The 26,218-nt window shown below is 63.1% G+C and carries 24 protein-coding genes; 10 read left to right on the top strand and 14 right to left on the bottom strand.

Annotated elements, in window-relative coordinates; translation table 11 throughout:
- A partial coding sequence (locus E3374_RS05305; protein WP_136688302.1) for an HAD-IC family P-type ATPase occupies positions 1–702 on the top strand: 702 nt, incomplete at its 5' end.
- A gap of 6 nt (positions 703–708) precedes the next feature.
- Here the strand turns inward: E3374_RS05305 and E3374_RS05300 are convergent.
- A complete protein-coding gene (locus E3374_RS05300) occupies positions 709–1,230 on the bottom strand; it encodes an ArsR/SmtB family transcription factor (protein ID WP_136687989.1) in 522 nt (173 codons plus the stop codon).
- Between the two features lie 188 nt (positions 1,231–1,418).
- Between E3374_RS05300 and E3374_RS05295 the strand changes: the two genes are divergently transcribed.
- From E3374_RS05295 to E3374_RS05275, 5 genes are all read left to right on the top strand, one after another.
- Positions 1,419–1,634, top strand: a complete 216-nt coding sequence (locus E3374_RS05295) for a heavy-metal-associated domain-containing protein (protein WP_136687988.1) — start codon at positions 1,419–1,421, stop codon at positions 1,632–1,634.
- Between the two features lie 11 nt (positions 1,635–1,645).
- Positions 1,646–3,661, top strand: a complete 2,016-nt coding sequence (locus E3374_RS05290; RefSeq protein WP_136687987.1) for a heavy metal translocating P-type ATPase — start codon at positions 1,646–1,648, stop codon at positions 3,659–3,661.
- Positions 3,662–3,702: 41 nt separating this feature from the next.
- Complete coding sequence (locus E3374_RS05285; RefSeq protein ID WP_136687986.1) at positions 3,703–4,350, top strand: hypothetical protein; 648 nt, start codon at positions 3,703–3,705, stop codon at positions 4,348–4,350.
- 270 nt (positions 4,351–4,620) lie between these two features.
- The gene (locus E3374_RS05280) at positions 4,621–5,589 is read left to right on the top strand and encodes an ABC transporter ATP-binding protein (RefSeq protein WP_136687985.1); all 969 of its coding nucleotides are present in this window, start codon (positions 4,621–4,623) and stop codon (positions 5,587–5,589) included.
- On the top strand, positions 5,586–6,830 hold the full coding sequence (locus E3374_RS05275) for an ABC transporter permease (protein ID WP_136687984.1): 1,245 nt from the start codon (positions 5,586–5,588) through the stop codon (positions 6,828–6,830). Before E3374_RS05280 ends, E3374_RS05275 begins: the two co-directional genes overlap by 4 nt.
- Here E3374_RS05275 and E3374_RS05270 read toward each other — a convergent pair whose 3' ends face one another.
- A complete protein-coding gene (locus tag E3374_RS05270; protein WP_136687983.1) occupies positions 6,831–7,502 on the bottom strand; it encodes a metal-dependent hydrolase in 672 nt (223 codons plus the stop codon).
- Between the two features lie 105 nt (positions 7,503–7,607).
- Here E3374_RS05270 and E3374_RS05265 point away from each other — a divergent pair, with 105 nt between their 5' ends.
- A complete protein-coding gene (locus E3374_RS05265; RefSeq protein WP_136687982.1) occupies positions 7,608–8,315 on the top strand; it encodes a helix-turn-helix domain-containing protein in 708 nt (235 codons plus the stop codon).
- A gap of 129 nt (positions 8,316–8,444) precedes the next feature.
- Here E3374_RS05265 and hmgB read toward each other — a convergent pair whose 3' ends face one another.
- The 4 genes from hmgB to E3374_RS05245 form a co-directional block, all read right to left on the bottom strand.
- Complete coding sequence (gene hmgB, locus E3374_RS05260) at positions 8,445–9,779, bottom strand: hydroxymethylglutaryl-CoA synthase (protein ID WP_136687981.1); 1,335 nt, start codon at positions 9,777–9,779, stop codon at positions 8,445–8,447.
- Between the two features lie 76 nt (positions 9,780–9,855).
- Positions 9,856–11,514, bottom strand: coding sequence for a PKD domain-containing protein (locus E3374_RS05255; RefSeq protein ID WP_169051779.1), 1,659 nt, complete (start codon positions 11,512–11,514; stop codon positions 9,856–9,858).
- 6 nt (positions 11,515–11,520) lie between these two features.
- Positions 11,521–13,227: a hypothetical protein gene (locus E3374_RS05250; RefSeq protein ID WP_136687979.1), complete on the bottom strand. Its 1,707-nt coding sequence runs from the start codon at positions 13,225–13,227 to the stop codon at positions 11,521–11,523.
- Between the two features lie 41 nt (positions 13,228–13,268).
- Positions 13,269–13,850: a DUF2150 family protein gene (locus E3374_RS05245; protein ID WP_136687978.1), complete on the bottom strand. Its 582-nt coding sequence runs from the start codon at positions 13,848–13,850 to the stop codon at positions 13,269–13,271.
- Between the two features lie 242 nt (positions 13,851–14,092).
- On the opposite strand from E3374_RS05245, the gene E3374_RS05240 reads away from it, so the two are divergent.
- Positions 14,093–14,497 (top strand): universal stress protein, encoded by a 405-nt coding sequence (locus E3374_RS05240; protein WP_136687977.1) that lies wholly within the window; start codon positions 14,093–14,095, stop codon positions 14,495–14,497.
- Here the strand turns inward: E3374_RS05240 and E3374_RS05235 are convergent.
- Positions 14,494–15,504 carry a mechanosensitive ion channel family protein gene (locus tag E3374_RS05235; protein WP_136687976.1) on the bottom strand — a complete coding sequence of 337 codons (1,011 nt, stop codon included), beginning with the start codon at positions 15,502–15,504 and terminating at the stop codon, positions 14,494–14,496. The two genes, E3374_RS05240 and E3374_RS05235, sit on opposite strands and share 4 nt — an antisense overlap.
- A 216-nt stretch (positions 15,505–15,720) precedes the next feature.
- Here E3374_RS05235 and E3374_RS05230 point away from each other — a divergent pair, with 216 nt between their 5' ends.
- On the top strand, positions 15,721–16,176 hold the full coding sequence (locus E3374_RS05230; protein WP_136687975.1) for a type IV pilin: 456 nt from the start codon (positions 15,721–15,723) through the stop codon (positions 16,174–16,176).
- Between the two features lie 69 nt (positions 16,177–16,245).
- Here E3374_RS05230 and E3374_RS05225 read toward each other — a convergent pair whose 3' ends face one another.
- The 4 genes from E3374_RS05225 to E3374_RS05210 all read right to left on the bottom strand — a co-directional run bounded on the left by E3374_RS05225 (position 16,246) and on the right by E3374_RS05210 (position 22,801).
- On the bottom strand, positions 16,246–19,179 hold the full coding sequence (locus tag E3374_RS05225) for an RtcB family protein (RefSeq protein WP_136687974.1): 2,934 nt from the start codon (positions 19,177–19,179) through the stop codon (positions 16,246–16,248).
- Between the two features lie 79 nt (positions 19,180–19,258).
- Positions 19,259–21,412, bottom strand: a complete 2,154-nt coding sequence (gene katG / locus E3374_RS05220) for a catalase/peroxidase HPI (RefSeq protein WP_136687973.1) — start codon at positions 21,410–21,412, stop codon at positions 19,259–19,261.
- Between the two features lie 202 nt (positions 21,413–21,614).
- On the bottom strand, positions 21,615–22,025 hold the full coding sequence (locus tag E3374_RS05215; protein WP_136687972.1) for an archease: 411 nt from the start codon (positions 22,023–22,025) through the stop codon (positions 21,615–21,617).
- A complete protein-coding gene (locus E3374_RS05210; protein WP_248299392.1) occupies positions 22,022–22,801 on the bottom strand; it encodes a DUF502 domain-containing protein in 780 nt (259 codons plus the stop codon). Before E3374_RS05210 ends, E3374_RS05215 begins: the two co-directional genes overlap by 4 nt.
- A 116-nt stretch (positions 22,802–22,917) precedes the next feature.
- Here E3374_RS05210 and E3374_RS05205 point away from each other — a divergent pair, with 116 nt between their 5' ends.
- Positions 22,918–23,406 carry a GNAT family N-acetyltransferase gene (locus E3374_RS05205; protein ID WP_136687971.1) on the top strand — a complete coding sequence of 163 codons (489 nt, stop codon included), beginning with the start codon at positions 22,918–22,920 and terminating at the stop codon, positions 23,404–23,406.
- Positions 23,407–23,451: 45 nt separating this feature from the next.
- Here the strand turns inward: E3374_RS05205 and E3374_RS05200 are convergent, their stop codons facing one another.
- From E3374_RS05200 to E3374_RS05190, 3 genes are all read right to left on the bottom strand, one after another.
- A complete protein-coding gene (locus tag E3374_RS05200; protein ID WP_136687970.1) occupies positions 23,452–23,883 on the bottom strand; it encodes a metal-dependent transcriptional regulator in 432 nt (143 codons plus the stop codon).
- A gap of 46 nt (positions 23,884–23,929) precedes the next feature.
- Positions 23,930–24,409: a ferritin-like domain-containing protein gene (locus E3374_RS05195; protein ID WP_136687969.1), complete on the bottom strand. Its 480-nt coding sequence runs from the start codon at positions 24,407–24,409 to the stop codon at positions 23,930–23,932.
- A gap of 233 nt (positions 24,410–24,642) precedes the next feature.
- Entirely contained in the window at positions 24,643–25,710 is a 1,068-nt protein-coding gene (locus tag E3374_RS05190; protein WP_136687968.1) for a TrmB family transcriptional regulator, read from the bottom strand.
- Positions 25,711–26,218 lie beyond the last annotated feature (508 nt).

Here is a 26,218-nt window from a genome sequence, read left to right as displayed (position 1 = left end):
TCGAGCGGGCAAGGCCCGCGAGAAGACGGCGACGAGCCGCGAGCCGACGGCGAACTCGCGGGGGTCGTCGCCGACGCCGATACAGTAAAGCAAGGCGCAAAGGAGGCCGTAGCTGCACTTCAGGAACGGGGAGTCGACGTGATGATGATCACCGGCGACAACGAGCGGACCGCCCGCGCCGTCGCCGAGGAAGTCGGGATCGACCCCGACAACGTCCGCGCGGAGGTACTCCCGGAGGACAAGTCCGACGCCGTCGAAGCGATCCAGAGCGAGGGTGAGCGATCCGACGGATCGCGATCCTCGTGGGACCGACGGTCCCACGGTGGTCGCAAGGCGATGATGGTCGGTGATGGCGTCAACGACGCACCGGCACTCGCTGTGGCCCACGTCGGGACGGCCATCGGCTCGGGGACCGACGTCGCGATCGAAGCGGCTGACGTGACGCTGATGCGTTCGGACCCCCGGGACGTCCTAAAGGCGATTCGGATCTCGGATGCGACACTGCAGAAGATCAAGCAAAACCTCGTGTGGGCGCTGGGGTACAACACTGCAATGATCCCGCTGGCCTCGCTCGGACTCCTCCAGCCCGTGCTGGCCGCGGCGGCGATGGCCTTTTCCAGCGTCTCCGTGCTGACCAACAGTCTGCTGTTCAGGCGGTACACGCCCGATCGGGACTACCGTATCCTCGGCCGGTTCCGGTAGTTTTCGTCACGGTTCGCGGCGTACACGGACGAAGGCACGGCGAAGCACGGTCAGGAGGACGTACGTCTCGTATTTTTGATCGCGACAGTGCTCACACGGTTGCATGTCCGCGACGATCTCGTCGATCTCGGCGTCGAACTCCTCGGTGAGTGTCGCGAGCGCCTCGCTCATCTTCGGTTCGATCGCGTCGATCATCTCTTCGACGGCTGGATCGGTTGACTCCGGCAGGGAGTACGAGAGGACGATCGTATTCGCCTCGTAGTACTTCGTCGTGCCGCCACGGCCCTCCTCGAAGCGAACCACATCCACGAGGCCGGCGTCGCGCAACTCGTTGATGTGGTGGCGAACGGTGTTCTCGGTCCGGTCGATCCCGCGTTCTTCGAGGCGCTCGTGCACGTCGCCCGCGGTCAGCGCTTCCTCAGCGAGAATGTCGAGGATCATCGCTCGCATCGGTTCGTCGATAGCGTCCGAGACGCGGGTGTCCCGAACGGCGATGTCCTCGAGTCGGTGATCGCCTGTGCTGCTCATGACTGAAGAGACACGCGGTGTCGTGAAAAGTCCGGCGAGCGCGTCTCTCGTGGGCGTGGCCCCAGCGAACCGCGACCGGGCCGGGAAGCCCTAGACGACCCGTTTGACCGTCTGCACCTCCCATACCAACATTCAAACATATCATCTAAAAAATACTTATGGCATTGTGGGCACTACGTAGAAATGCAATGAGCGAGACAACGCAATTCCGCGTAATGGACTTCGACTGCCCGAGCTGTGCGAGTACCGTCGAACGTGCCCTCTCGAAGCGGGAGGGCGTCGATGAGGTCGAAGTGCACTACTCGACCGGCCGGGTCGAGATCGAATACGACGATTCGGTCGCTGACCTCGCCACGTTCGAACAGACCATCGAGAACCAAGGCTACACGCCCCAGCCCGCCTGAGGAGACCAATCATGGATACCCAATCGGTCAAACAATACTACCGCAAACACCGGAAGGCCATCATCGTCGCGGTGAGCGGCCTGCTGTACGCCAGCGGCTGGACGCTCGGCTACGTTTCGGCCTTCGACACGGCGAGCGCTGCGATCTTGATCCTCGCAGCTATCGTCGGCGGCTACGACATCGCTAAGACCGCCTACCACGAGGTCACAAGCCGGACGCTCGGCATCAAGACACTAGTAACGCTGGCGGCGGTCGGTGCGATCGCCATCGGATCGTACTGGGAGGCCGCTGCGGTGGTCTTCCTGTTCGCCCTGGGAAGCTATCTCGAAGGGCGGACGATGCGCAAGACGCGCAATGCCCTCGAAGAGTTGCTGGAGATGACGCCCGACACGGCCACCGTGCGCCGCGACGGCGAGCAAAAAGAAGTGCCCGCCCGCGAAGTCGAAGCGGGCGAAATTGTCATCGTCAAACCCGGCGAAAAGATCCCCGTGGACGGCGACGTCGTCGAGGGGGAGAGCGCCGTCAACCAGGCCCCGGTCACCGGCGAGAGCGCGCCCGTCCACAAGGCCGACGGCGACGAAGTCTACGCCGGGACGATCAATCAAGAAGGTTCGCTGGAAGTACGGACAACTGGGTCGGGGACAGACACCACGCTCCAGCGGATCATCCAGCGCGTCGAGGCGGCCCAGGAGGCCCAATCGAAGACCGAGAGCATCATCGATCGCTTCGCCAAATACTACACGCCGGGCGTGATCGCGCTGTCGATCGGTGCCTACGCCGTCACGCAGAACGCGATCCTGTCGCTGACGCTGCTGGTGATCGGTTGTCCCGGTGCGCTGGTGATCGGCCCGCCGGTAAGCATCGTCTCGGCGATCGGCAACGCCGCGCGCAACGGCGTGCTGATGAAAGGTGGCGAGCATCTCGAACAGGCCGGCAAGATCGACCTCGTCGCCTTTGACAAGACCGGCACGCTGACGAAGGGTGAGACGACCGTCGCCGACGTCGAAGGGTTCGGCGTCGCCGACGACGAGGTCTTAGAACTCGCGGCGATCGCCGAGAAGAAAAGTGAACATCACCTCGCCGACGCGATCGTCGCGGCCGCACAGGACCGTCCGACCGCGGCAGCGGATGGCGGAACGGCGGCTGTCCGGGCAGACACCGAACCAGCATCCACGGACGCACACTCAATCCCCGATCCGGACGACTTCGACGTGGTGGCCGGCAAGGGTGTCATCGCCCACTACGAGGTCTCCGGCGAAGCCGGAGGCTCGTCAGACGGGTCCGACGGTGGCTGGGAAATCGTCGTCGGCAACCGAAAACTGCTCGATGAACGCGGCATCGATATTCCCGACGAGGTCGCCGAATACGTCCGTGAACGCGAAGACCGGGGCGAGACTGTCGTTCATATCGTCCGTGACGAAGCCGTCATCGGTACCATCGCCATGCGCGACGAACTCCGCGAGGCGGCGCCCGGCGTTATCGACCAGTTGCAGGACGCCGGCATCGAGACGGTGATGTTGACCGGTGACAACGAGCGCGTCGCGGCCGCGGTGGCCAGGGAGGCCGGTTTCACCGGCCTCCAAGAACGTGGCGGCGAAGCCGCCACGCAAGAAGTCGGCATCGACGACTACCGTGCGGAACTGCTGCCCGAGGACAAACAGGACGTCGTCGAGGGCCTCCGCGAGGATCACACGGCGGCGATGGTCGGCGACGGCATCAACGACGCCCCCTCCCTGGCGACTGCTGACGTCGGCATTGCGATGGGCGCGGCTGGCACGGACACCGCCATCGAGACCGCCGACATGGCGCTGATGGCCGACGACCTGGAGCGTATCCCCTACGCAGTGAAACTGAGCAAGGCGACGCGCTGGAACATCTACGAGAACGTCGGCCTCGCAGTGTTGACCGTGACGGTCCTGCTGGCCGGCGTGCTGACGAGTTACGTCACGCTCGCGCTGGGCATGCTCGTCCACGAGGCCAGCGTCCTCGCCGTGATCGCCAACGGCATGCGACTCCTTCGGCACTGACGAACAGCCAAATCACCACGTGCGACTCCACACTCTCACCAATGACTCCCAACACGACCACGACCGCCGAGACGAACTGGGCCGTCGACTACGACGTCGAACCGATCGAGATCCGCGATCCCGTCGCCGAAACGCTCGGCGTCCTCAAACCGGGCGAGCCGTTCGTGATTACCTATCGCGACGTCGTGAAAGAAGCCGGTCACTCCTGTCCGACCGCATCAGGAGCCTACCGGATCACGCAACTCGGTCTCGACGCGCTCTATCCCGGGGACCTCCCCCTCCGGAGCGACGTCGAAGTGCGTGTCCCCGGACCACGTGACGACGCCACGTATGGCGTGATGAGCCGGATCATCTCGTATATCACGGGTGCAACCCAGGAGGACGGATTCGGTGGACTCGGCGATGGCGTCGGCAACCGGCGTGAGCTGCTTGCGTTCGATGCGTTCGATCCCGGGGGTACCGAACCGACGTTCCGATTCCGCCGGACGGACACCGGTGAGACAGTCGAAGTGACCTATCACGTCGGGGCCGTTCCCGACGGCGATCCGGCGACGGGCAACCTCCGACGGATCCTCGATGGGATGGTGACCGACGAGCAACGCGAGGCGTTCGAGGGTGCCTGGAACAGCCGCGTTCAGCGCGTTCTCGCCGACGATTCGCTGTTCGCGGTACGGACACTCGACGCCTGAGTGTCTGTCACTCACTGTTTGTCGAGTTCGGGAATGGGTGACACGAACTGATGAACTTCTGACGGCTGTCACTACGTCCGAGACAGTGAACGTCTACTGATGACCTGGTCGCTGTAGCAAGATAGCCGTTCTATCTCCGTCCGGGCTCAGCGTCGGCTGTCAGAGAAGGCGACAAAGACACCCTATCGAAAGTCGGCGACGGGTCATCTTTTAAGTGTTGACCGACGGAACCGCAACGCGATCGATGATGGTACGGGGGCGGGCACGCGCATGACGACCGCGGAAGGTGAATCGGTGATCGAGGTCTCGGACCTCCGAAAGACCTACGGCGAAACTGTCGCCGTCGACGAGGTGAGTTTCGACATCCGGGACGAAGAAGTCTTCGCGCTGGTGGGGCCCAACGGCGCCGGCAAGACCACAACCGTCGAGATACTCGAGTGTCTGCGGACTCCGAGCGGGGGATCCGCGGCCGTCCTCGGGCGGGACGTGACTAGGGAATCGCGGGCGATCAAGGCCGAGATCGGCGTCGTCCCGCAGTCCTTTCACACGTTCGATCGCCTGACCGTCCGGGAGAACGTCGCGCTGATCCGGCGGCTGTACGAGGAAGGGCTAGAAGTCGATGCCGTCCTCGACGAACTCGACCTCGCCGAGTGGGCCGGGACGCCGTTCCGATCGCTTTCGGGCGGTCTCCAGCGGCGGACGGGGATGGCGATGGCGCTCGTGGGCGATCCTGCCGTCCTCTTCCTGGACGAGCCGACCACCGGACTCGATCCCGACGCCCGGCGAACGACCTGGGAGCAGATCGACCGTCTCGCCGAGCGCGGGACCAGCGTCGTGCTGACGACCCATTACATGGAGGAGGTCGAACGCCTCGCCCACCGAGCCGCACTCCTGTTGGATGGCTCGATCGAGGCGATTGACACCGTCCCGAACCTGATCGACCGCTACGGCGGCTCGATCAAAGTGGTCGTCAGGAGCAGCGGGGAAGTTGTGGGGGAGGGGTCGCCATCCGAGGGTGCGCTCCGAGCGATCCTCGACGACGCCGCGACAGAAGTCTACCGGACCAAGACCGGTGACCTCGTCGGCCTCTTCGAAGAGCGCGAACGAGCCCAGGAGTCCTACAGCCAACTCCACGAGCACAGCGACGGGCGGGCGATCGACCTCGTTAGCGCAGGCATGGAGGACGTGTTCCTGCGGCTGGCCGGTGGCACGCCCGATGCGCGGGGTGAACTGGAATGAAACGCATCGCCGCGCTCCTGATGGCGCTGTTGCGCGACTGGTCACGCTCCCGGGAAACGGTCTTTTTCGTCGTCCTGTTCCCGATCATCCTGCTAGTGATTTTCAGTACCGTCTTCGCAAGTAGTGCGCCGTCGTTCGGCCTCGTCGTCCAGAACGGGGATATCGGACCGGGCGGCGAACCGACGAACCTCTCGGCGACGTTCGTCGATCGTCTAGAGAGTATAGATCCGCTGGAAATCAAGCACATCGACGCCGATCGAAATCTGACTGAGTGGAGCCGGGGAAGTGACGGGGACAGCCGTCGCGTCCTCGTCCTGCCCGACGGCTTCGCCGAGGACGTCCGGGCCCAGAGCGCTCGGGTCCGTATCGGGATCATCCGGGATACCGTCGCTCGTTTTCAGGACGATATGAACGATAGCGAACGGGCCAACGTCCAGCGAGGCCTCGAACAGGCCGAGCGGGAAATAGCCAGAAACGCGACGGGAGCGACACTCCAGTTCTACGCGCCGCCGGACGATCAGTCGGCGGCCGTCGTCCGCGGCATCCTCTCGACTGTCCTCGCCGAGTTCAACCAACGGTCGATCGGCGTCGAGGAGCCACCCGTCAGTCTGGAATCGGGGACGATCGGGTCGGCCGGTCTCACGGCGACCGACTATTACCTGCCGGCGTTCATCGCCACGCTCGTGTTGATCAACGGGGTGATGACGGTCCCCGGCGTGATCGCTGGCTTCCACCAGGACGGCACGCTCAAACGCCTCGTAGCGACGCCCCTGCGCAAGCGGGACTGGATCCTCGCGAACGTCCTCCAGCAGTCGCTGCTCGCTCTCGTTCTGACGGGCGTGATGCTTCTCGTCGCGGCGGTCCTGTTCGGCGTCAGCGCGATTCCCAGCCCGCTTTCGATCGCGCTCGTCCTGCTCGGAGCTATCGCGTTCTCGGCGCTCGGGATGACTCTCGGGTGTCTCCTGCCCAACCCGGATGCTGCGACCAGCCTAGGTGGGATCGTTGCGTTCCCGATGATGTTTCTCTCGGGCGTCTTCTGGGAGATCGATATCATGCCCGAGACGCTGCAGACGATCGGGAGACTCATGCCGCTCTATCAGTTCCACCGCGGGCTGCGCCGACTGCTGATCGTCGGGACGACCGACGGCGTCTGGCCGGCGTTTGCGACGCTGGGCGGGATGGCGCTCGTGTTCGTCGGGCTCGCTATCAGGCTGACGCGCTGGCGTGACTTCGAGGAGTGATCAGTCCGACAGCCGGGATTCGGCCAGCCGCGTGCCGACCACGACGACGCTCGTGAGCACAACCAGGAGTTGCTGGCCCGAGCGCACGATCGGGAAGAGTCGTTCGACGTTCTCCGGCTCGTCGCCGGCCTGTGGATCGATGCCCGAACTGATGTGGACCTCCTCCGTCGAACCGACGGCGATATCGCCACTTCCAGTGCCTCCGTTCCCACCACTTTCGACCGGCTCCGGCGCGAGATCGACGAACGTCTGGACGAATCCACGCTGATTCGAGAGTTCGATCCGGCCGTCGAACGCGTAGAACTGGTCGTGGACCGGGTAGAGGAGGTTCGCGCCCACGCCGAAGAGATCCGGCCCGATGGCCGCGAACGCGATCGACAGGACGCCTACCCAGGCCACACGTGGTCCATGCCCGTCGAAACGGCGCCGGAGCCAGGACGTATCACGGACGCGCGTATCGTAGGCGATCACCCCGGCGAGCGCGAGCGGGAACAACAGTGTGTGTAACAGCGACCGATGGCCCCCCTCGATCACCCACCCGGCGAAGGCATCCAGATCGGGAACGATGACCAGCGTTGCGACGACAGCCAGCGCGCGGAGACCGAACGAGTCCCGAAGCAACGCTGCGGCGATCAACCCCGCGAGCGCGAGGTGAACGACGGTCGAGGGCATGGCCGGTTGTGCGTCGCCGAGGGGTATATCCGTTCCGTCCGGAATTCGTCGTTCGTCGAATCGACATTCGACAGTATTTATGCGACCGCCACCCGACACCCGGGCATGAGTCAGACGGAGCGCGAGCAGTTGGCCGAGCGGATCGCCGGCGAGATCGCCTGTAGTGACGAGCCCGGCGAGACGCTCCGGAAGTGGCGGACGGACTTCGAGATCACACAGACGGAGTTGGCCGACGAACTGGACGTCTCGCCGTCAGTCGTCTCCGACTACGAGAGCGGGCGGCGTGACAATCCGGGGATCGGTGTCGTTCGCCGGACGGTCGGGGGGCTGCTTTCCATCGATCAGGAACGCGGCGGTCGACACATCCGCCAGCACGCACGCGTCCTCTCGGCGGGCTACGACAGCGACAGCGTGCTGGATCTCAAGGAGTTCGCCGCGGCCGTGCCGATCGATCGGTACTTCGAGGCGATCGATGCGACGGAACTCACAGCGGGAGATCGGGCGACTGTCGTTGGACATACGGTGATCGACAGTATCGCTGCGATCAGACGACTCTCCAGCGAGGAGTTCTACCGGCTGTACGGCCAGAGTTCCAACCGGGTGCTGGTGTTCACGAACGTGACCCGCGGGGAGTCGCCGCTGGTCGCGATGCGCGTGGTCAACCCGACGCCGAACGCCGTCGTGCTCCACGGGATCGACACCGATGAGGTCTGGGAGCACGCAGCTGATCTGGCACGGGTCGATGGCTTCGCATTGGCAACGACGACCGTCGATCTCGAGGAACTACTGGGCACTGTCGGCGAGCAGTTCTGAGAGGAACGGCGAGGGGATGTGGCCGCGCTCACGATGGGCCAGGGCGACCACATCCCGATCCCGCCGTCGGGCCACAGGGACCCGAGCCAGCCACAGGTCTGTCCGTGGTCGCCCCAACGCTCGGCGTCGTTATTCGACGTAGGTGTACTTACGTTCGCCCATCCGCCCCCAGCCGTCGAAGACGAACTCTTCCTCCGGCGTGGTGAAGGCGTCGATGTCGGTACTCTCGTCGTAGTTGTGGACGTCGTGGATCTGCTCGTACTCCTCGAAGGTCAGATCGTAGCGGTCGCGGAGTTGCTCCTCGACGTTGAGTGCCGCGATCTCCTCCTCCCAGCCCGGCTGGACGGTTTCGACGTGGATCTCGGCCTGTGCGCCGCTGCCGTACGAACAGACCAGCAGCTTTTGCTCGTCGAGATTACGACCGTTGCTACGGGCCTCCCGGAGCGCCGACGCCCGCGCGAGGTGGACCGATCCCGTATACCAGTTACCGACGTACCGGGAGATACCCAGCGTGGGCTCGACGGTTTTGTCGTACCACTCCCGATAGCGGTCGGTCTCGGTCAAGTCGTCAGTGTACGCCGAGAGAGCGTCCCGATATGCCTCCTCGTCCTCGAAGTCCTCGAGACGCGGCTGCATCCCGATCTCCTCGGCCAGTTCCTCTTCGACATCCGTGCCTCGCGAGATGTGCCGAAAGCCCAGTGCCGCTCCTTTCCGGACCATTCCGGGGAACGGAATGTGGAAGGGCACGACTGCGAAGTCGTCAGGATGGAGGTCACGCTGGGATTCGACGTCCATCATCGCCTCGCGCATCCGTGCCAGATAGACCTGCATCGAGCGCTTGCCGTCAACGCTGGGGAACTGCTGGTTGGGTTTCAAGAAGTCCGTCTCGTCGGCGCTTCCGAACCCCTGAACGGGATCGACCGAGACTAGATCGGGATCCTCGTCGATCAGCATGGCGACTGCGCCAGCGCCCTGGGTCGCTTCTCCGGAGTCACCGCGAGCATACAGCGCGGTGTCGGTAGCGATTACTAGTGCTGCCCGCCCGCGGTTTTTCCCGGCCTGGATCCAGTTGACCGCGTCGTCGATCGCCTGTGTACCCGCGACACAGGCGAACTTCCGCTCGCCCTTGTTTGCGTGATGGAAGTCATCGTCGTAGACGTCCTCCAGACAGCCGGCGATGTACGTCGAGACCGGCTTGGAGTGGTCGAACGCGCTCTCGGTGGCCACGTCGATCCGACCGATGTCCTCGGGTTCGAGGCCCTTGCGGTCCATCAGGCGCTTGGCCGCGTTCGCCCCCATCGTGACGATGTCCTCGTAAGCGTCGGGAAACGAACTGGCGTGCAGTCCCAGGCCCTTGGTATACTTCGCGGGATCTTCGTCCTTCTCGGGTGCGAAGGTCTCGGCGAGGTCGAGTTTGAGGTTGCCAGTGCGGATCTCGACGGCGTCGATGCCGGCTGTAGTCATGATACGTACGGGAGGACGGCGAAGTGACTTATGTTTTTGTCGATCAAAATTTCGTCGACTGTCGAAACAGCCGGATTTAACAGGATGCGTACGCCGACGAGGGAGGATCGCTCCCGTCGGCGGTGTCCGTCACGGACCGACAGGCCCGGTTGCCGGCCTCGTCGACGGCGACGATCGTGATCGTATGCTCACGCCCGGACACTTCGAACAGCCGAGCATTTTCGTACGTTTCATCCCCCTCAGATCCAGTGTAACTTTCCTGTACCTCCTCGGATCGGTTAACGTAGACCGTCGTCGCGCCGAGATTGTCGTCGGTTGTTTCCCACTGGATTTGGTATTGCTCCGTAAAGCCGAACAGCCAGAATTCGCTCTCGTCTTCGACCGAGAACGTCGTAATCTCGGGTGCCGTCGTGTCGACGATCAGTGATTCGGTCGATTCGGTGGCCCCCCGCCCGACGCGATCGGTCGCCGTGATCGAAACCGCCTGTGCTCCTTCTTCGGGTGTCCCCCCGACCGAGAACGTCCCGTCGTAGGTCCCGTCGCCGTCGCCGTCGGTCAACTCGACGGTTCCCGCGTCGAACGATCCGGCGTCCGCCTGCACGGTGTCGACACCCGCGACATCGTCGGAGACCGTCGCGGTGACCGTCACCTGGTCGTCGGTCGTGACGAACCCGTCTCTGTCCCCATCCGCCAGGGACGTGTCCGTGACGATCGGTGGCGAAAGGTCGACCGCGAGTTCGTCGGTCTCGACCGTCGTCGTGTTTCCGTCGACCGATCGGATCGTCACGGTCATCCCCTGATCCCCAGCGACCGAATCGCTTCCGACGGTGACGGATCCGTCGTAGGTGCCGTCACCGTCGCCGTCGGTCAACTCGACGGTTCCGGCACCGAACGCGCTCCCGTCGGCCGTGACGGAGTCGATCACTATCCCTGTCGTTTCGATCGTGACTGCGGCTGTCAGAGGATCGCCCGGGACGACGATGCCGTCGCCGTCGTCGCTCAGCGTCGCCGAGGTGACCGAAATACTGGCCGGCGTGACCGTGAGCGATTCCGTGGTTGTCGCCGTCGCCGCCCGCTCGTCGAAGACCCGCAGTCGGACCGTCCGTCCACCTGCCTGCGAGAATGCACGATCGACGACGACACCCCGGTGCTCGTAAATTCCGTCGCCGTCGAGATCCCACTCGTAGTCGGTGATCGAGCCGTCGGGATCGCTCGATCCGCTCGCGTCGAAGGTCACCCTCTGGCCCGCGGTCGCCACCGAGGGCGTGACCGTCATCCTGGCCGTCGGCGCCTTGTTCCCGGTCGCGTTCCCGGCGACGTCGACCAGTCCGTCGTACAACACCGCGTTCGAGGGATCGTGGACGATCAGGACGCCGATCGTCTCTCCGTCGGGAGTCCCGCCGCTGACCACCTCCCCCGGCTCGAAGATAACATCGGTGTCCCCCCGTCGCTGTGTGTAGTTTGACAGCGGTTGACCGCCAGAGGTACCCGATCGGAACACGACCGAGACTTCGCTCTTGGGCAGGCGATCCCCGCCGTCGTGTGCGATGACGGTCGTTCCGTTCCCGTCGATCGAGACGTCGAGGTTCGCGACCGGCTTTTCATCCGTCTCTATCGAGTCGAGGATCACTCCGCCGACGAGGACAGACAGGAGCACGACGACAGCAGTCAGGAGGACGATCCCGATAATTTCCGACTGGGCACGATCCGCCTCTCCGCCGGTAGTGGCGCTCAACGGCACTCACCCAGTGAACGAGATCTCCTTCGTCGATCCATCTCCGAACGTGAGCGTGACTGTCACCGATTCTCCGTTCATGTCGACGTCGGCGTTGGCACCGTTTCCATTACGGAACTCGTAGATGTAGAACCCAGCCGTGTCGCCCGCGGCGATCTTCGGGATCTGGTCGAACGACGTCGACCCGCTTCCCAGGACGTAGCCCGCTTGATTGTAGTTTTGCTCGCCGCTTTCGACATATCCGTCAGTCGTCGCATCGACGAAAACCTCCCTGTTCCAGCGGCCGCTCCCACCGTCACCCTCGAAGACCTTCACGGCGCTGCTCCCACTTTCGATCGCGATCTGTGCGATGGTCACACCCGAACTCCCCTCGTTGGTCACGTTGAACGAGACGCCCGTCCCGCCCGGTCCGGCGGCTGAGCCGTCCCCGTCGTAGGTCACCATGTTCGCGTTGCCTCCCGCCAGTCCGCTCCGATCACTATTGTCGGCGCGAACGACGAGACTGACGTTTTCGGGCGTTGACCCGTCGAAGTCCGATCCGTTGTCGTTGACCATGCCGGACAGGGCCGGATCCAGGCTCACTCGCACGCGGTCAGAGACCTGACTTTCATTCACGACATCTCCCAGCGCCTCGTAAGTCAGCGTCACTCGCCCGTCGGTGCCCACGGATCGACTTCGCGGGGACACTGCGGAGTCGTTGCGGGCGGTGCCGGCCACGATCCGGGCGGGCACGGGATTGTTGAACGCGTCTCTGGCTTCGACGGTGATGCTCGCTTTCCCCCCTTCGGGAACGGTCGTTCCGTTACCCGCGACAGTCCTCAGGTACGTGGCAGTCGTGTCCTCGACATCCGTCCCGATCCCGACTTTGGCCATCCTGAGCCGGTAGGTCTCGCCTGCCTCCATGGCTATCGAGATCCGCCAGTACTCTTCCGACAGCGGCTCCCCGGAGACGTCGTGGACGTACCCGTTCGGGTGATCGAGCTGCTGTTCGTCCTCGAGCAACGATCGCCACTCCGCCGGAGCGCGCTGGGACGTGAATGCGATCGTCACGTTCCCGTCGCTCGTGTTCGTCACTCCGATCTCGGTCGTCGAGGCGCTGACGGCGTCGAGATCGACCGAGACCGAACGGCTCGACCCTCTGTCGTAGGACCCGTCGATCGCCACCAGCGTCACCTGCCGGCCGTCGACGAGCGTCTGGCCCGTCGTCCAGAGACTCGCGTCGTCGAACCGGCTGAAGACGGTCGTCGTGTCATAAACCAGGTCCGGCGGATCCTGAAACTCGTTGTAGTCAGGCGCGTAGACGATTTGACCCGTCTCCCGGGTACGGTTCGTGCCGTTCCAGTAATCGGCGGTCTCGTCGTCGAGCGCCCTCGCGTTGGCGATCGTGAAATTGACACCCGGATCGGCAGTCCCGACCGTTCGCAACTGCCCGCTCGCCGGTGGCGGGTTTAACGTGATCGCCCGTGCCGGATAATTCGTACCCAGCGCCAGGTGCACCGAGCGGCCCGTTCCGGTCTTTGGAACGTTGACGATCCCATCCCGGAGGTCCTGCATCTGCCCCTCGAGTGTTTGGAGGTGGTTGCGCTCGACCTGTGCGTTCTGATTGGGCACGACGAACGCCTGGTACAACGAGAAGGCGATCACCAGGACGGCGAACAACAGCACGGCACCGATCTGGATCGCTTGCGCGCGGTCGTCGTCCCGGAACCCCATTGAGCCTACTTACAACGGTGTCGGTAAAAGCTTGCGGGGGATCAGTTGTCGTCCTCTTCGACGACCTCGGGGTCGCTCAGCGCCGTCTGGAGGCTATCGAGGCCGTTGACCCACTCGGCGACGAGTCCGAACTCCAGATCGTCGACGACATCCATCGACAGCTCCTCCTCGTCGGCGAAGATGCGCGTGCCGGCCTTGGCACAGTAGCCCAACGCCGCGTCGACGTCGTCGTTTTCCTCGGCGTCGCTCGCGGCGCCGATCAGGTCGGCAATCGGCGCCTCGGCGACCTCGCCGGCGACGTACTCCTCGGCGGCGTAGAAGACACAGACGAGTGACGTCTGGACGCCGTCGACGACCATCACCTTCTCCTCGTCGTCCATCTCGACCTCCTCTAAGACGATCTCCCGGACCTTTGCCAGTTCTTCTAGGGTCTCGTCCTCTTGGAGTTCACCGTCCTCGTAGTCAGTGACGATCTTCGCGACCGCGATCGCGGCGTCGTCCTGCAGGTTGAGGAGCAGGCGTGCCGAGTCCTCGTCCTCGGGATCGATGTCTTCCGCGTCGATCCGTTCGATCCAGTTCTGCCACCGTTCGTCCGTGTAGTACTCCCCCGGTGGGGCGCTCATACTCTCCCGTTCGTGCGTCGGGGGTTATGGCTTTCGCTACCGATCACGTCCCGTCTTCGCCCCTGCAAAACGCGATTTCGCCACGTTTGACTCCCCACGGAACGGTTCGAACATCACGAGCGGCGGGATGACGGATCCGGAGTCGTCGATGGAACGCGAGCGAGCAACGTCCATCGCTGCTCATCACGAGACGTCGGCCTAAAGCGAAACGTTCACGCGAGGGGACGCAGTAGCGGACGATAATGTCGAAAGTCGTCGTGCCTGTCAGATATCCGCTCTCTCAGCATTCGCGGGCGACACTTTCTCGTGCCATCGGGGTCGCCGAGGAGGAAGATGCCGACCTAACCGTGTTACACGTCAACCTCTTTCACGACAACGGTCACGTGACGCGCTCGGAACTCAAGTCCGCCGTCGAGGAGTCCTTCGGCCGGCTCTCGCGGACGCGCTACGCGGTCCGGACAGGACTGCTCGTCGAGGAGACGATCCTCGAAGAAGTGGCGGCCGAAGGGGCCGACGTGGTGGTGATCGGCGAAAAACAGGTCAGTCGATGGCGAGAGATGGTTCGCCGGCTGGTTGACGATCCCGATATTGCCACCTTCCTGGATGACGAACTCGACTGTAAGGTCGTGACCGCCTCGCTGAGCTAGGGCGACGGTGAATCCGTTCCCGTATCTCCGTCGGCCACTGGCGACCGATCGGCGTCCAGGGAACCGTCCTCGTTCCGTCGAACCTGTAGTTGCCCGCTCGTATCGTCGAACACCAGGTGCGAGTGGGGGTAGGCGATCTCTACGTCGACGTCAGCGAGCACCTCGCGGATCGCCGTCTGGACCCGCGACCGCGTCGCCAGCAGTTTGTAAGGCACCTCGATCCAGTACCGCAACGTCAGATGGACGCCGTGGTCGCCGAATTCGTCGATATAACAGATCGGTCCGGCGGGATACCGGGCGGCGCCGACGCGGATGTTGGGGCCCCCTTCGATGACACCGTCGACGTCACGAGCGGCGCGTTCGATTCGGTCACGCGCCGTCGCCACGTCGCTCTCGTAGGTCACGACAACCGGGATCGACCGGCGCGTCCGTGGGTCCTCGGCCGAGTAATTGATCACGTCGCGCTCGCGAATCGTTCCGTTCGGGATCACGAGAAACGTATTGTCGAGCGTGAATATCTTCGTATAGCGGAGCGTGATGTCCTCGACGAACCCGCGCTGGTCCGTGTCGGCGAGTTCGACCATGTCGCCGATCTCGTAGGGCTGATCGGCCAACAGGAAGACGCCGCTGATGACGCTTCCGACGATCGGCGCGAGGATGACACCGATGACCGCCGAAAACACCGTGACCGAGAGTGCGATGTCTCCCAGTTTCAGGCCGAATATCCGGAGGATCAAGAGGAGAGCGAGGACGAACACGCCGGCACGGACGCCGCGGATGAACACCCGGGTCAGACTCGGTCGGCGGAACCGGCGGGCAATCCGGCGACCGATCAACCGAACCAACAACCTAGACGCCGCCCAGGCGATGAGCAGAACCACGACGACGGCGAGGAGATCCAGCGCCCAGTCGGGAACGGCGAACGGCAACCACTCGTTCCCGCGGGCCTGTACACCGGTCTCGGTCGTCGTTTGCAGAAAGAACGGTCTGGAGCCCGCCGACTGCATGCGTCAAGGGACACCACCGGCAGGCAAAAGGATTGTGCCGTCGCGTCGTCCCAAGAGGTCGATGGTGTTCCGGAACGCTCTTTCGCCCTGCCGACCCGGCAGTGTCTGCTGGACGGGAAAAACAGAATGGATCGACCAATTACGAGTCTCCCTTGTGAGATGATCGGCTGACAGGGCAGTGGTTTTATCGCTCGGGAAAGAATACACGTACTGTACATGGAACTGTCCGGGACCCGTTCGAATACCGACGAACGTGGCGTCTCGGAGATGACGGCCGTGGCCACGCTCGTTGGGCTTGCGGTCGTACTTGTTCTTGGAATCGGAATCAACGTGTTTCTGTTCGCACCCGACGCTGGAGGCGAGCCCGAAGCGGAGTTCACGTTCCGTCACATCGAGCAGACGAGTGCACTCATAATCACGCACGAGGATGGCGACTCGATCCCGTCAGGGGATCTCTACGTCGAAGGGGAAGACAAGAGTGCGAGCTGGACCGCCCTCGCAGGCTGGGAGGACGTCCAGCCGGTCGAGCCAGGCGACGTCGTCCAGGTCGGCGAAGGTGGTGCGTACGGCGCACCAGTCGGGCCGAACGATCGAGTCAGTGTCATCTGGCGGAACGAAAGCGTCAACGGATCGGCGACGCTCGCACAGTGGAACGGCGATGCCAGTCGCTGAGCGATTACTGTTCGGCATGCCCCAGTCACGCTGGCCCGCCTCGATCCCTGAACTCACCGAGATGAAGCCTCAGCCCTTGATATTGCAGACCGGGAACGTCCGGGCGACCCGGTCGCCGATCCCGAGTTCGTCCGAGATCCGCACTACCTCATCGACATCCTTGTACACGCCGGGGGCTTCCTCGGCGACGGTCGCCCCGCTCTCGGCCTTGACGTAGATTTGTTGGGTCTCACGCAGGTCGTCCTGGACATCTTCACCCCAGTAGATGTTCTTGGCCTCGGTCCGGGACATGAGTCGGCCCGCCCCGTGGGCCGTCGAGCCGAACGTCTCTTCCAGCGAGTTCTCGCCACCCCGGAGGACGTAACTCCCCGATCCCATGCTCCCGGGGATGATGATCGGCTGGCCGACATCGCGGTAGGCCGCCGGGACTTCGGGGTGACCCGCCGGGAACGCCCGCGTCGCGCCCTTGCGATGGACGAAGAGTTCGCGCTCCTCGCTGTCGACGGCGTCGGCCTCTCCCACCGGTCGCCCCTCCGGGTCGACGCCGACGTCGTGGGTCTCCTTCTTGGCAATGTTGTGAGCAACGTCATACAGCAACTCCATCTCCATGTCCCGCCAGTCGCGGTCGAAGACGTCGGCGAAGACCTCCCGTGTCCGATGCATGATGAGCTGGCGGTTGACCCACGCGAAGTTGATCGCGGCGTTCATCGCCGCGTAGTACTCCTCGGCAAGGTGGCTGCCGGCGGGCGCGGCCGCGAGTTCCTTGTCCGGCAACTGCTCCAGAAGCCCCTGATGGGCCTGTTCGATGTCTCGCAAGTAGTCAGTACAGACCTGATGGCCTAACCCCCGCGAGCCACAGTGAATCAGGACCACGATCTGATCCTCCTTCAAACCGAAGCGCTCTGCGACATCCGCGCGGTAGACATCCGTGACGCGCTGGACCTCGAGGAAGTGGTTCCCGCTGCCGAGACTCCCGAGTTGCTGGCGACCCCTGTCCTTTGCCTTCTGTGAGACTGCGTCGGGATCGGCTCCCGGCCGAACCCCCTCGTCCTCGCAGTGCGCGAGGTCCGCCTCGACGGCGTAGCCCTCTTCGAGTGCCCAGTCGACGCCACGTTCGAGCACGTCCTCAAGCGTGTCGACATCCGTCTGGACGACGCCACCGCCGCCCAGTCCCGCAGGGATCGCCTCGAAGAGCGCGTCGACGAGTTCCTCCTCGCGACCCTGGACGTCGGCGTAGGTGAGATTTGTTTTCAGCATCCGAACGCCGCAGTTCGACACGACGAACCCGTTCGCGAGGAAGTTATGAGCGTCGTGTTCGACACCGATGTCGTAGACCGTTTTCTCCCCGACGTGTTCGATCGAATCGACAGTCGTCGTGACAGTCAAGTTTTCCTGAACCTCAAAGTCCTCACAGAAGTCTTCGAAGTCGAGGAACGTCTCTCCCGGTCGCGGTCGGCCCTCACGCCCACTCCAAGCACTTCGTTCGATGAATCGATCATTGATGTCGTACTCCTCTTTCAGCTCCCGGACAGGTTCGCCACCATCGGCTCTGGCCTGCACCTCGCTGGCGATTCGTTCCCGGCGCACAATCTCGCGCTCTTTCCGCTTGAGGTACTCGATGGCCTTGATCGCCCGTCGCTGTTTGTCCCGGTTGTAGCGATAGCCCACGGTCGAGAAAAACCGGATCAGGTTCTGGGAGTCGTTTTTGATCCCCAGACGTAGCCGGATGGTATCGTGGTCGCGGTTGGAGTCCGTCTCGAACGACTCGATCTCGTTCGTTTCGATCCCGACGTCGGAAAGGAACGCTGCCATGTCTTCGAAGAACTGTCGGCCGGAATCGACGGTCTCGACTGTCCTGTTCTGGGAGACTTTCGGACAGTAGAGGTTCGTGTCGTGCTGGGCGGCCGGCGCGTTCATCTCCGCACCGAAGAACGCGCTGTAGAACAGCGCCTGCTGCCAGTCGGCCAGGCGATCGAGGAACCACGGCGTCGAGAACTCCGAGGAAATCTTCGAGTCCTCGGGGAGACCAAGCTCGATGAGTAACCGTCGGAGCGCTTTCGATGTCGTCTTGAAACTGTGTTCGGTCGCCTTGAAGCTCGATCCGTCGATCTCGTGCTGGCGATCCCGCGAGTATACTTTCGACGGCGTGAAGCCGATCGACTTGACGTCCTCCCGGATCGATTCGAGATCTTCCGGTTCACCGTAGAACCAGAGTTGTCCTTCACCGCCAAGTGACCCATCGCCGAGGTGAAATCCGAGGATCTTCAGGAGATAGTTCAGTTCCTCGTCGGTCGATCGAAGCGGTAACAGGTTCCGATCCGTGAGAACGCGTTTTAGCTGCGGGTTTGCGTCAGCAAAGTCGTCTTCGGTGAGGATCGTGAACGCTTCGGGATCCTCGTGCTCCAAGCCGCGGAACGGCTGGACGATCGTTTGGTCACCGGGTCCCAGGTCCCCGAGTTCGACCATCCCATCAGGAGTGAGAAACGGATGCTCCGCAGTCGCCTGGATGGTCTGCCCTCTCGTCGTTTCGACTCGGTATACCGGCTTCGTCCCGGACTCCGTGAACAGTCGGATCGGGGAGTCCGTCAGTTCGTCCCCGGCGACGATCGCCCGCTCGTCCTCGAACCGTTCCCGAAGGTCTTCCAGTTCCATTCGTCGCCCGAACGACAGCCTGACATCCGTCGATCCCGGCAAGCAGTTGATGTCGTAACCAACCGCTCCCGGCGAGATAACGCCGTTTTCGGCGTCGATCCCGGCGACGCCGCCGACGGGGAAGCCATAGCCCTGGTGAGCATCGGGCATCGCGATGGCGTACTTCTGAATTCCGGGGAGATGGGTCGTGTTCTTGAGTTGTTTCAGGGAGAGGTCCTCGCTGATCTCCGCAAGCAGTTCCTCGCTGGCGAGGACGCGTCCCGGCACGCGCATCTCGCCCGTCTGTGGGATCTTCCAGACGTACTCCCGGACCTTCTCCAGGGTGAACTCGCCGGCGTCGTAGGTAGTCATACACGGAGCTACGACGCGTGGGACAAAGTAAGGTTCGAAGCGAAAGAGGGCGCGGTAGCGGTCGAGTCGCCGTTGATCCTTATTCGAGGTCGAACCGATCGAGCTGCATGACCTTGCTCCAGGCTTCGACGAAGTCGGCGACGAGTTCCTCTTCGCCGTCCTCCGCGCCGTAGACGTCCGCAGTGGCCCGCAGTCGAGCGTTCGAGCCGAAGACGAGATCGAGGCGGGTGGCCTCCCACTCGACCTCGCCCGTCTCGCGATCGACGACCTCGAAGACTTCCCTGTCCTCGTCGACCGGTTCCCACTCGTAACCCATGTCCAGTAGGTTCACGAAGAAGTCGTTGGTCAACGTCCCCGGTCGGTCGGTGAGGACGCCGCGATCCGAGTCGTCGTAGGTCGCACCCAGGGCACGCATACCGCCGACCAGGACTGTCATCTCGGGAACGGTCAGGTTCAACAGCTCTGCTTTGTCCACCATCCGTTCCTCGGGGGTGTCATAGAGGTCGTCGTACTCGCCACCGAGGTAGTTCCGAAAGCCGTCGACCTTCGGTTCGAGTACCTCGAAGGAACCGACATCAGTCTGCTCCTGGGTGGCGTCCGTCCGACCCGGCTCGAAGGGAATCTCGACATCGTAGCCGGCGTCAGCCGCCGCTGCTTCGACGGCCGCGTTGCCGGCCAGCACGATGAGGTCGGCCAGCGAGACGCGGACGTCATCCGAGCGTGATCCATTGAAGTCCTCCTGGATCTCTTCGAGGGTCGAGAGCACCGTTTCGAGCTGTTCGGGCTCGTTGACCTCCCAGCTCTTCTGGGGTTCGAGCCGGATTCGCGCGCCGTTGGCGCCGCCGCGCTTGTCGCTGTCGCGGTAGGTCGACGCGCTCGCCCAGGCCGTCTTGACCAGCTGGGACCGCGAGAGGTCCGTAGCCAGGATCTCGTCTTTGAGTTCGGCGATCTCGTCGTCGCCGATCAGCTCGTAATCGGCGTCGGGGACTGGGTCCTGCCAGTCGAAGGTCTCCTCGGGGACCTCGGGGCCGAGGAAGCGCTCGGGCGGACCCATGTCGCGGTGAATGAGCTTGTACCACGCCTTCGCGAAGGCCTCCTGGAACTGCTCGGGGTTCTCCTGGAAGCGTTCGAGGACCGCCCGATAGTCGTCGTCGTGTTTCAAGGCGACGTCGGTCGTCAGCATCATCGGCTCCTCGGATTCCGACTCGTCCTGTGCGCCGGGTGCCGCCTCGATGTCGTCGCCGACCGGCTTCCACTGCCAGGCGCCGCCGGGGCCCTTGACCGAAGTCCAGTCGTGGCCCAGCAGGTTGTCGATGTAGCCCATGTCCCACTGGGTCGGGGTATCGTTCCAGGGCCCCTCGATCCCGCTGGTGATCATCCCCGGGATCTCGTCGAAGTCGTGGTCCCAACCGAGACCCTGGTCCTCGATGGGTGCCGCCTCGGGCTCTGGACCGAGGTGCTCGTCGGGGTCGTCAGCGCCGTGAACCTTCCCGAAGGTGTGGCCGCCGGCGATCAGCGCGACCGTCTCCTCGTCGTTCATCGCCATGCGGTCGAACTCCTCGCGGATGTTCTTCGCCGACCCCTCGGTGTCAGGCTCGCCGTACGGACCTTCGGGGTTGACGTAGATGAGGCCCATCACGGTGTTGGCGAGCGGATCCTTGAGGTTGCCTACCTCGCCGTCCTCGAAGCGGTCGGGCGAGGTCGTCTCCCACTCCTCCTCGGGGCCCCACACTGTGGCCTCGTTTGACTTGAACTCGTCCTCGCGGCCGCCGGCGAACCCGACCGTCTCGAAGCCCATCGTCTCCAGGGCGACGTTACCAGCCAGGACGATGAGGTCGCCCCACGAGAGTTTGCGGCCGTACTTCTGCTTGACCGGCTGAAGCAATCGACGGGCCTTATCGAGGTTGACGTTGTCCGGCCAACTGCTCTCCGGCGGGAGCCGTTGCAGGCCGCCCGAGGCACCGGCGCGGCCGTCGGCAGTCCGGTAGGTCCCGGCGCTGTGCCAGGCCATCCGGATGAACAGTGGGCCATACATGCCGTAGTCCGCCGGCCACCAGTCCTTCGAGTCCATCATGACCCCTCGGATATCGTTCTTGACTTCTTCGAGGTTGAGTTTCTGGAACTCCTCGGCGTAATCGAAGTCTTCACCATACGGATTGAGCTCCGCGGCGTTATCGTCGAGGATGTCGACTCGTAATAGGTTCGGCCACCAGTCCTGATTGCGCTTTCGCATCATCCGTTGAAGGGGCCATTCACACATTAATTTTGGCTTCGGGGAACTTGTCTTCGCTGTGTACCAAAAAATACATACCAAATATCCCACGCACCCGGAAGAGACACATCCCACAGGAACACCTATCGACTACCGTCCGAGGTGCCAGTCAAGATGTAACATTGGAAAGAAAGCGGTTTAGGCCCAACAGATAAATAGCGGTTCAGACGTCGAGGACCACGTAGGCGTGCCAACCGTCCTGCGTTTCTTCGAGAACCATTTCGGAGTACGTAACGGCCTTGATTTCGCGGGCGGAAATCGTTTGCAGGGGGACCCCCCGTGAACTGGCCTGGACCGACCAGACATCGTCCGACCGGGAGACAGTCGCCCGATTGTCGACCGGGAGTACGTTCCGTACGTCTCGCTGATAGATGAGTTCGTCCAGATAGTCGAACAGGAGCGACTCCCGACTCTCAGCCGTGACGGCGAGATCGAACCGATCGCCGTCGAAGGGGACGTTCTCGCACATGGCCGCAGCCATGCCATCGGCCGTCGCCGCGAAGGCATCGGCGAGGGAGTCACCAGTCGCCTCAACGGCCACGTCGGCCGTATGCTCACGCAGGACGAAACTCACGTTCGTCCCTCCCCCTCCCGATCGACGTCACGGATATCGCCCATACTCGGTCGTTCGACCGTCGGGTCTCCGGGAGTGGAGGGAGTCCCGTCGGCAGTACCGTCCGAGTGTTTCTCGCCGATCGCGACGCCGCTTGTCATGATAGACTTGATCCCCTCTTCGACGCTCATGTCCACCTCGATACAGTGCTCGGCCGGGACGTACAACACGTACCCGCCCATCACGGGGTTCGGCGACATCGGGACGTAAAGCGTCAGCATCTCCTCGTTCCCGGTCGCTCGCTCGAATCGCTCCGGCGGTTCGGCGGTTACGAACCCGAGGGCATAGGACGACTGTGTCGGGAACGGGACCAGTTTCACCTCCTCGAAACTCTCGGTGTCGGCGTCGAGCACCATCTCGCTCATCTCGTCGAACGTGCGGTAGACACCGCCAATCCCCGGAACCCGTCCCATCGCCCGGTCGAAGCGCTCCTCGAGACCGCTGTCGCTCGGCCGACTCTCGGCGACGAACCCGACGAGCCAGATGAAACCGATCACGACCACCCCAGCGGTGATCTGGAGGACGACGCCCGGTAACTCACCCTCGATTGGGAGGGTTCTTTCGAGAACAGTGACCAACGGATCGAGTGCTCCAAAGACGAACCCGTAAACGAGACTGATCACCAGCAGCGTGATCAACAACGGGACAGTGATCGTCAGTCCGGTAAATAGCGACTGTCTGATGCGTTCACGAGCCTCGGTCGCGTGTGTCCGCGACCGATCGGAAAGCGACGGCATACGACCAGTGTTCGCCGGCACGGCCGAAAGCGTTACGGGCGAGATAGATAGCGGATCCGGGCCAGAACCCTCGGCGGGCGGTGGAATTATAGTGGGGAGCGTCTTACGTACCGACAGTGAGCGTCACTGTCGAGACAGCCCGGGTCGAGCGGGGCGACGACGAGTACGTCGACGCCGCGTGGGACCTCAAGGAACGCATCCGCGAGCAAGAGGGGATGCTCCGCCAGCGCCGCCGGTTCTTCGAGAACGCCTATCGGCGATCGACCGTCTATCTGTATCACGACCGGGGGGGACGGGAGTCGACGTTGGTCGGTTTCGCAGCCGTTCGTCGCGACGGCTACATGCTCTTTCTGGCGGTCGCCCCGGCGTACCGGGGCGAGGGGTTCGGGAAGCGGCTGATCGCACGGGTTCTGAAAGACCACGACAGCGTCTCCTGTCACGCCCGGACGACCAACCGGGCGGCGATGCAATTCTACCAGCACGTCGGTTTCGAAATCGTCCGTCGGATCGACAGTTACTACGAGGACGGCGGCGATGCCTACTACCTCTCCCTGGGGGACGACGACGGGATCATCGATCGACTGAGCGATCTGCTCCGCCCCTGATCGCCAGCCTGGACGAGAATCCGTTTCTGGGTTCCACTTCGACGGTCAGTCCGAAGCTTCGGGATCGGCCTCGAGGAGCTCACACACGTCGTTTTCGGCGTCGAAGCAGTCCGGGCACTGCGGTTCGCGCTCGATGATCGTGTCGAGTCGTTCGGCGACCGTCTCGTCGATAACGCTCTCGAGTTGCCGAGCTTCGGCACGGAACTCCTCGACTTCGAGGACCTGCAGGAGGAACCGCTCGATGATGCAATAGGTCCGCAGGGCCTCCCTGGCCTGTCTGATCCCCTCGTCCGTGAGGGTGACGCCCTTGTATTTCTCGTGGTCGGCGAGCCCACGCTCTTGGAGTTTGCCGACCATCTCGTTGGCACTGGCCGGACTCACGCCGAGACGATCAGCGATCCGTCCGGTCGAAGCGGGTTCGTCGGTCTGTTGCTGGACCAGGTAGATCGCCTTGAGGTACTGATCGGCCGTGTTCACGCTTTATCCCCCCGATATCGCGTCCGAACAGTGCGTACGTCCCCAATCATTCTCGTTCCTCCATGAGATCCGTGACCGCTTCGACGCCGTTCGCTTCAGCCTCCCGCAACTCCTCGAGGACCGTCCGTAGGTGTTGGCGGTCCACGCCGAAGCTCGCGTCGCTCTCTTCGATTGCCCCGACGAGGTCGTCAAGGAACTTGTATGCCGTCTCGGCGTTGCACAGCTGGTCGTAGATGATGTCGTCGAAGTCCTGATCCGCCTGGTACTGTGCCTCGACGAGCGGTTCGATATCCTCGTAGGCGACACTGTCGGCTTCGAGATCCTCGATCAACGTTTCCAGGCGCTCACGATGGCTATTGGCCCGTTCGACTGCCGCCTCGAGTAGCGGCTCCAGATCTCCCTCGAGGTCGTCCGTGGATTCGAGATGTTTCCGCGCCCGTGCTTCGACGACCTCCTGAAGGACAACTCCGATCTGCAGGAGGCGAGCGAGCTGGTGATCCGAACTGACCGGCTGTCTGAGACTCACTTTCGTCCCCCCCGGCGACGCGTCGCGGAACCGTACATACCGATCTGTCGGTTTGGCGTCCCCTTAAACCCGTTCCCGGAACGCGACCGACACGGATTCAGGACCGCCAGGCATCCGACATATGCGATCCGACCAGGCTTCCGAACTCACTGAATGTGATCGACACCGCTACTGACGTCGATCGGAGCCTGACGTCGACGCCCAGCCCGTTCGAAACGGGTATCCGCTATTAATCATTCGATCGACACGACGTGGATCTGGTGGGCCTCGACGTCCTCGACGAGCGCACCCCACCCGCCGACCTCGACCGTTCCGGCGTCCGTCTCGATGACGAGTGCGACGCGATCGCCGTAGGCGCTGACAGACGTCTCCGCGAGGTTAGCGTGGTCGGACCCAACGACGACATCCCGGACTGTTCCCTCGACTTCGCGACGGGCGCCCGTCTCGGTATCGACACCCTCGACGCGGAGACGAACCCTCCGGCCGGCGTCGAGCAAGGGTGCGATATCACGAACGCAGTATCTGATCTCGAGGTATTCGTCGGGATGGTCGTCATCGGCCACGTAGAACGGTTCCCAGTTGTCCCACTGCGTCGTCAGGAAGAACCAGTAGAACACGTAGGCGTGGGTCCGGTCGTCGACGATGAGTCCGTACTCGTTGGTCGACCCCTCGTGTGGCGCGAAGTAGGTTTTCGTCCGATCCACGACAGTCACGAACGGCGATGAGAGACGTCTGTGACGCGCCTCCGTACAGACTGCTGCTACGTCTTCGGCGTCCGGCAGCGACTCAGCTCCGTTCTCCGTGAACACCGAGAGATGGACGCTCACCCCGTCCTCCGCGGCGGCCGCGAGTGCCGGCCGGAGTTGTTCGTACTGCTCGGGACTCACCGCCAGTTGGACCTGATTCTCGGCGTTCTCGATCGCATCGGCCGCACTCTCGAGGATCGTCTCGAAGCGCGTGACGAAGTTGACGACGCTCTCCTCCATCACGGGTTCCTCCCAGCGTCGCTCGATCTCCTCGCCGGCGTCCGAGAACTGCACCGCCCGCTCCTCGAGGCTCTCCCGCAACGACTCGAAATCGTGAATCCGAGCCCGCAGAGACTCCTGTTCGTACGTCTCGACGTACCCTTCCGCTTCGAGATCGCGCAACACGTCGTAGATCCGTGGGTCGGGAACGCCGCTGCGCTCCGCGATGTCCGTCGCCGTCGCCGACCCCAGTTCGAGCAAGGCCACGTAGGCGTCGGCCTGGTACGGCGAGAATCCGGCCTTCTCGAGAACCGTGGTTAGTTTGGACTCGTTCACGGACGATACCTCCGGAGTCGGCGACGCGAAACGGACGGCAACGTGCGTTCCCGGCCTCGACCCTCGCATTCGTGATCCGTGTTCATGCTGCTTTCGAAACTCTGCGCGGTGTAAAAGATATTGACTTCGACTGGATGGCGTTCCGTGCGTCGATCATGGGATGTTCCGAAGCAGACACCGGTTCGAAGGCGATGGATTCATACGGACTGCTGTAACTGTTTACCGGTACGACCGCCCGCACTCGGGCGGTCGATATCGAAATGACTTACAGCAGTCCGTATCAGACGAGTTCGTGGGTGATCGCTCTTCCGGAGTTCGAGTCGAATAAGCGGATGGTCCGTTGATCGAAGACGGCCTCGATGTCCCCATTGATACGGATTATTGTAGATTATTTCCGAATGACGCCGACCCGGGGGTCGACAGATACCGGTACATCACGACAATAATCCGTATGAGACCGACGTCGTACAGCGCGTCCACGACTGCCTCTTCGGCGTCCACGGACTCC

Origin of the sequence: Halorhabdus amylolytica (assembly GCF_004944975.1) — an archaeon.
GTDB lineage: Archaea > Halobacteriota > Halobacteria > Halobacteriales > Haloarculaceae > Halorhabdus > Halorhabdus amylolytica.
Note: the sequence above shows the minus strand (reverse complement) of the source record. Positions and strands in the feature narration are given on the sequence as shown.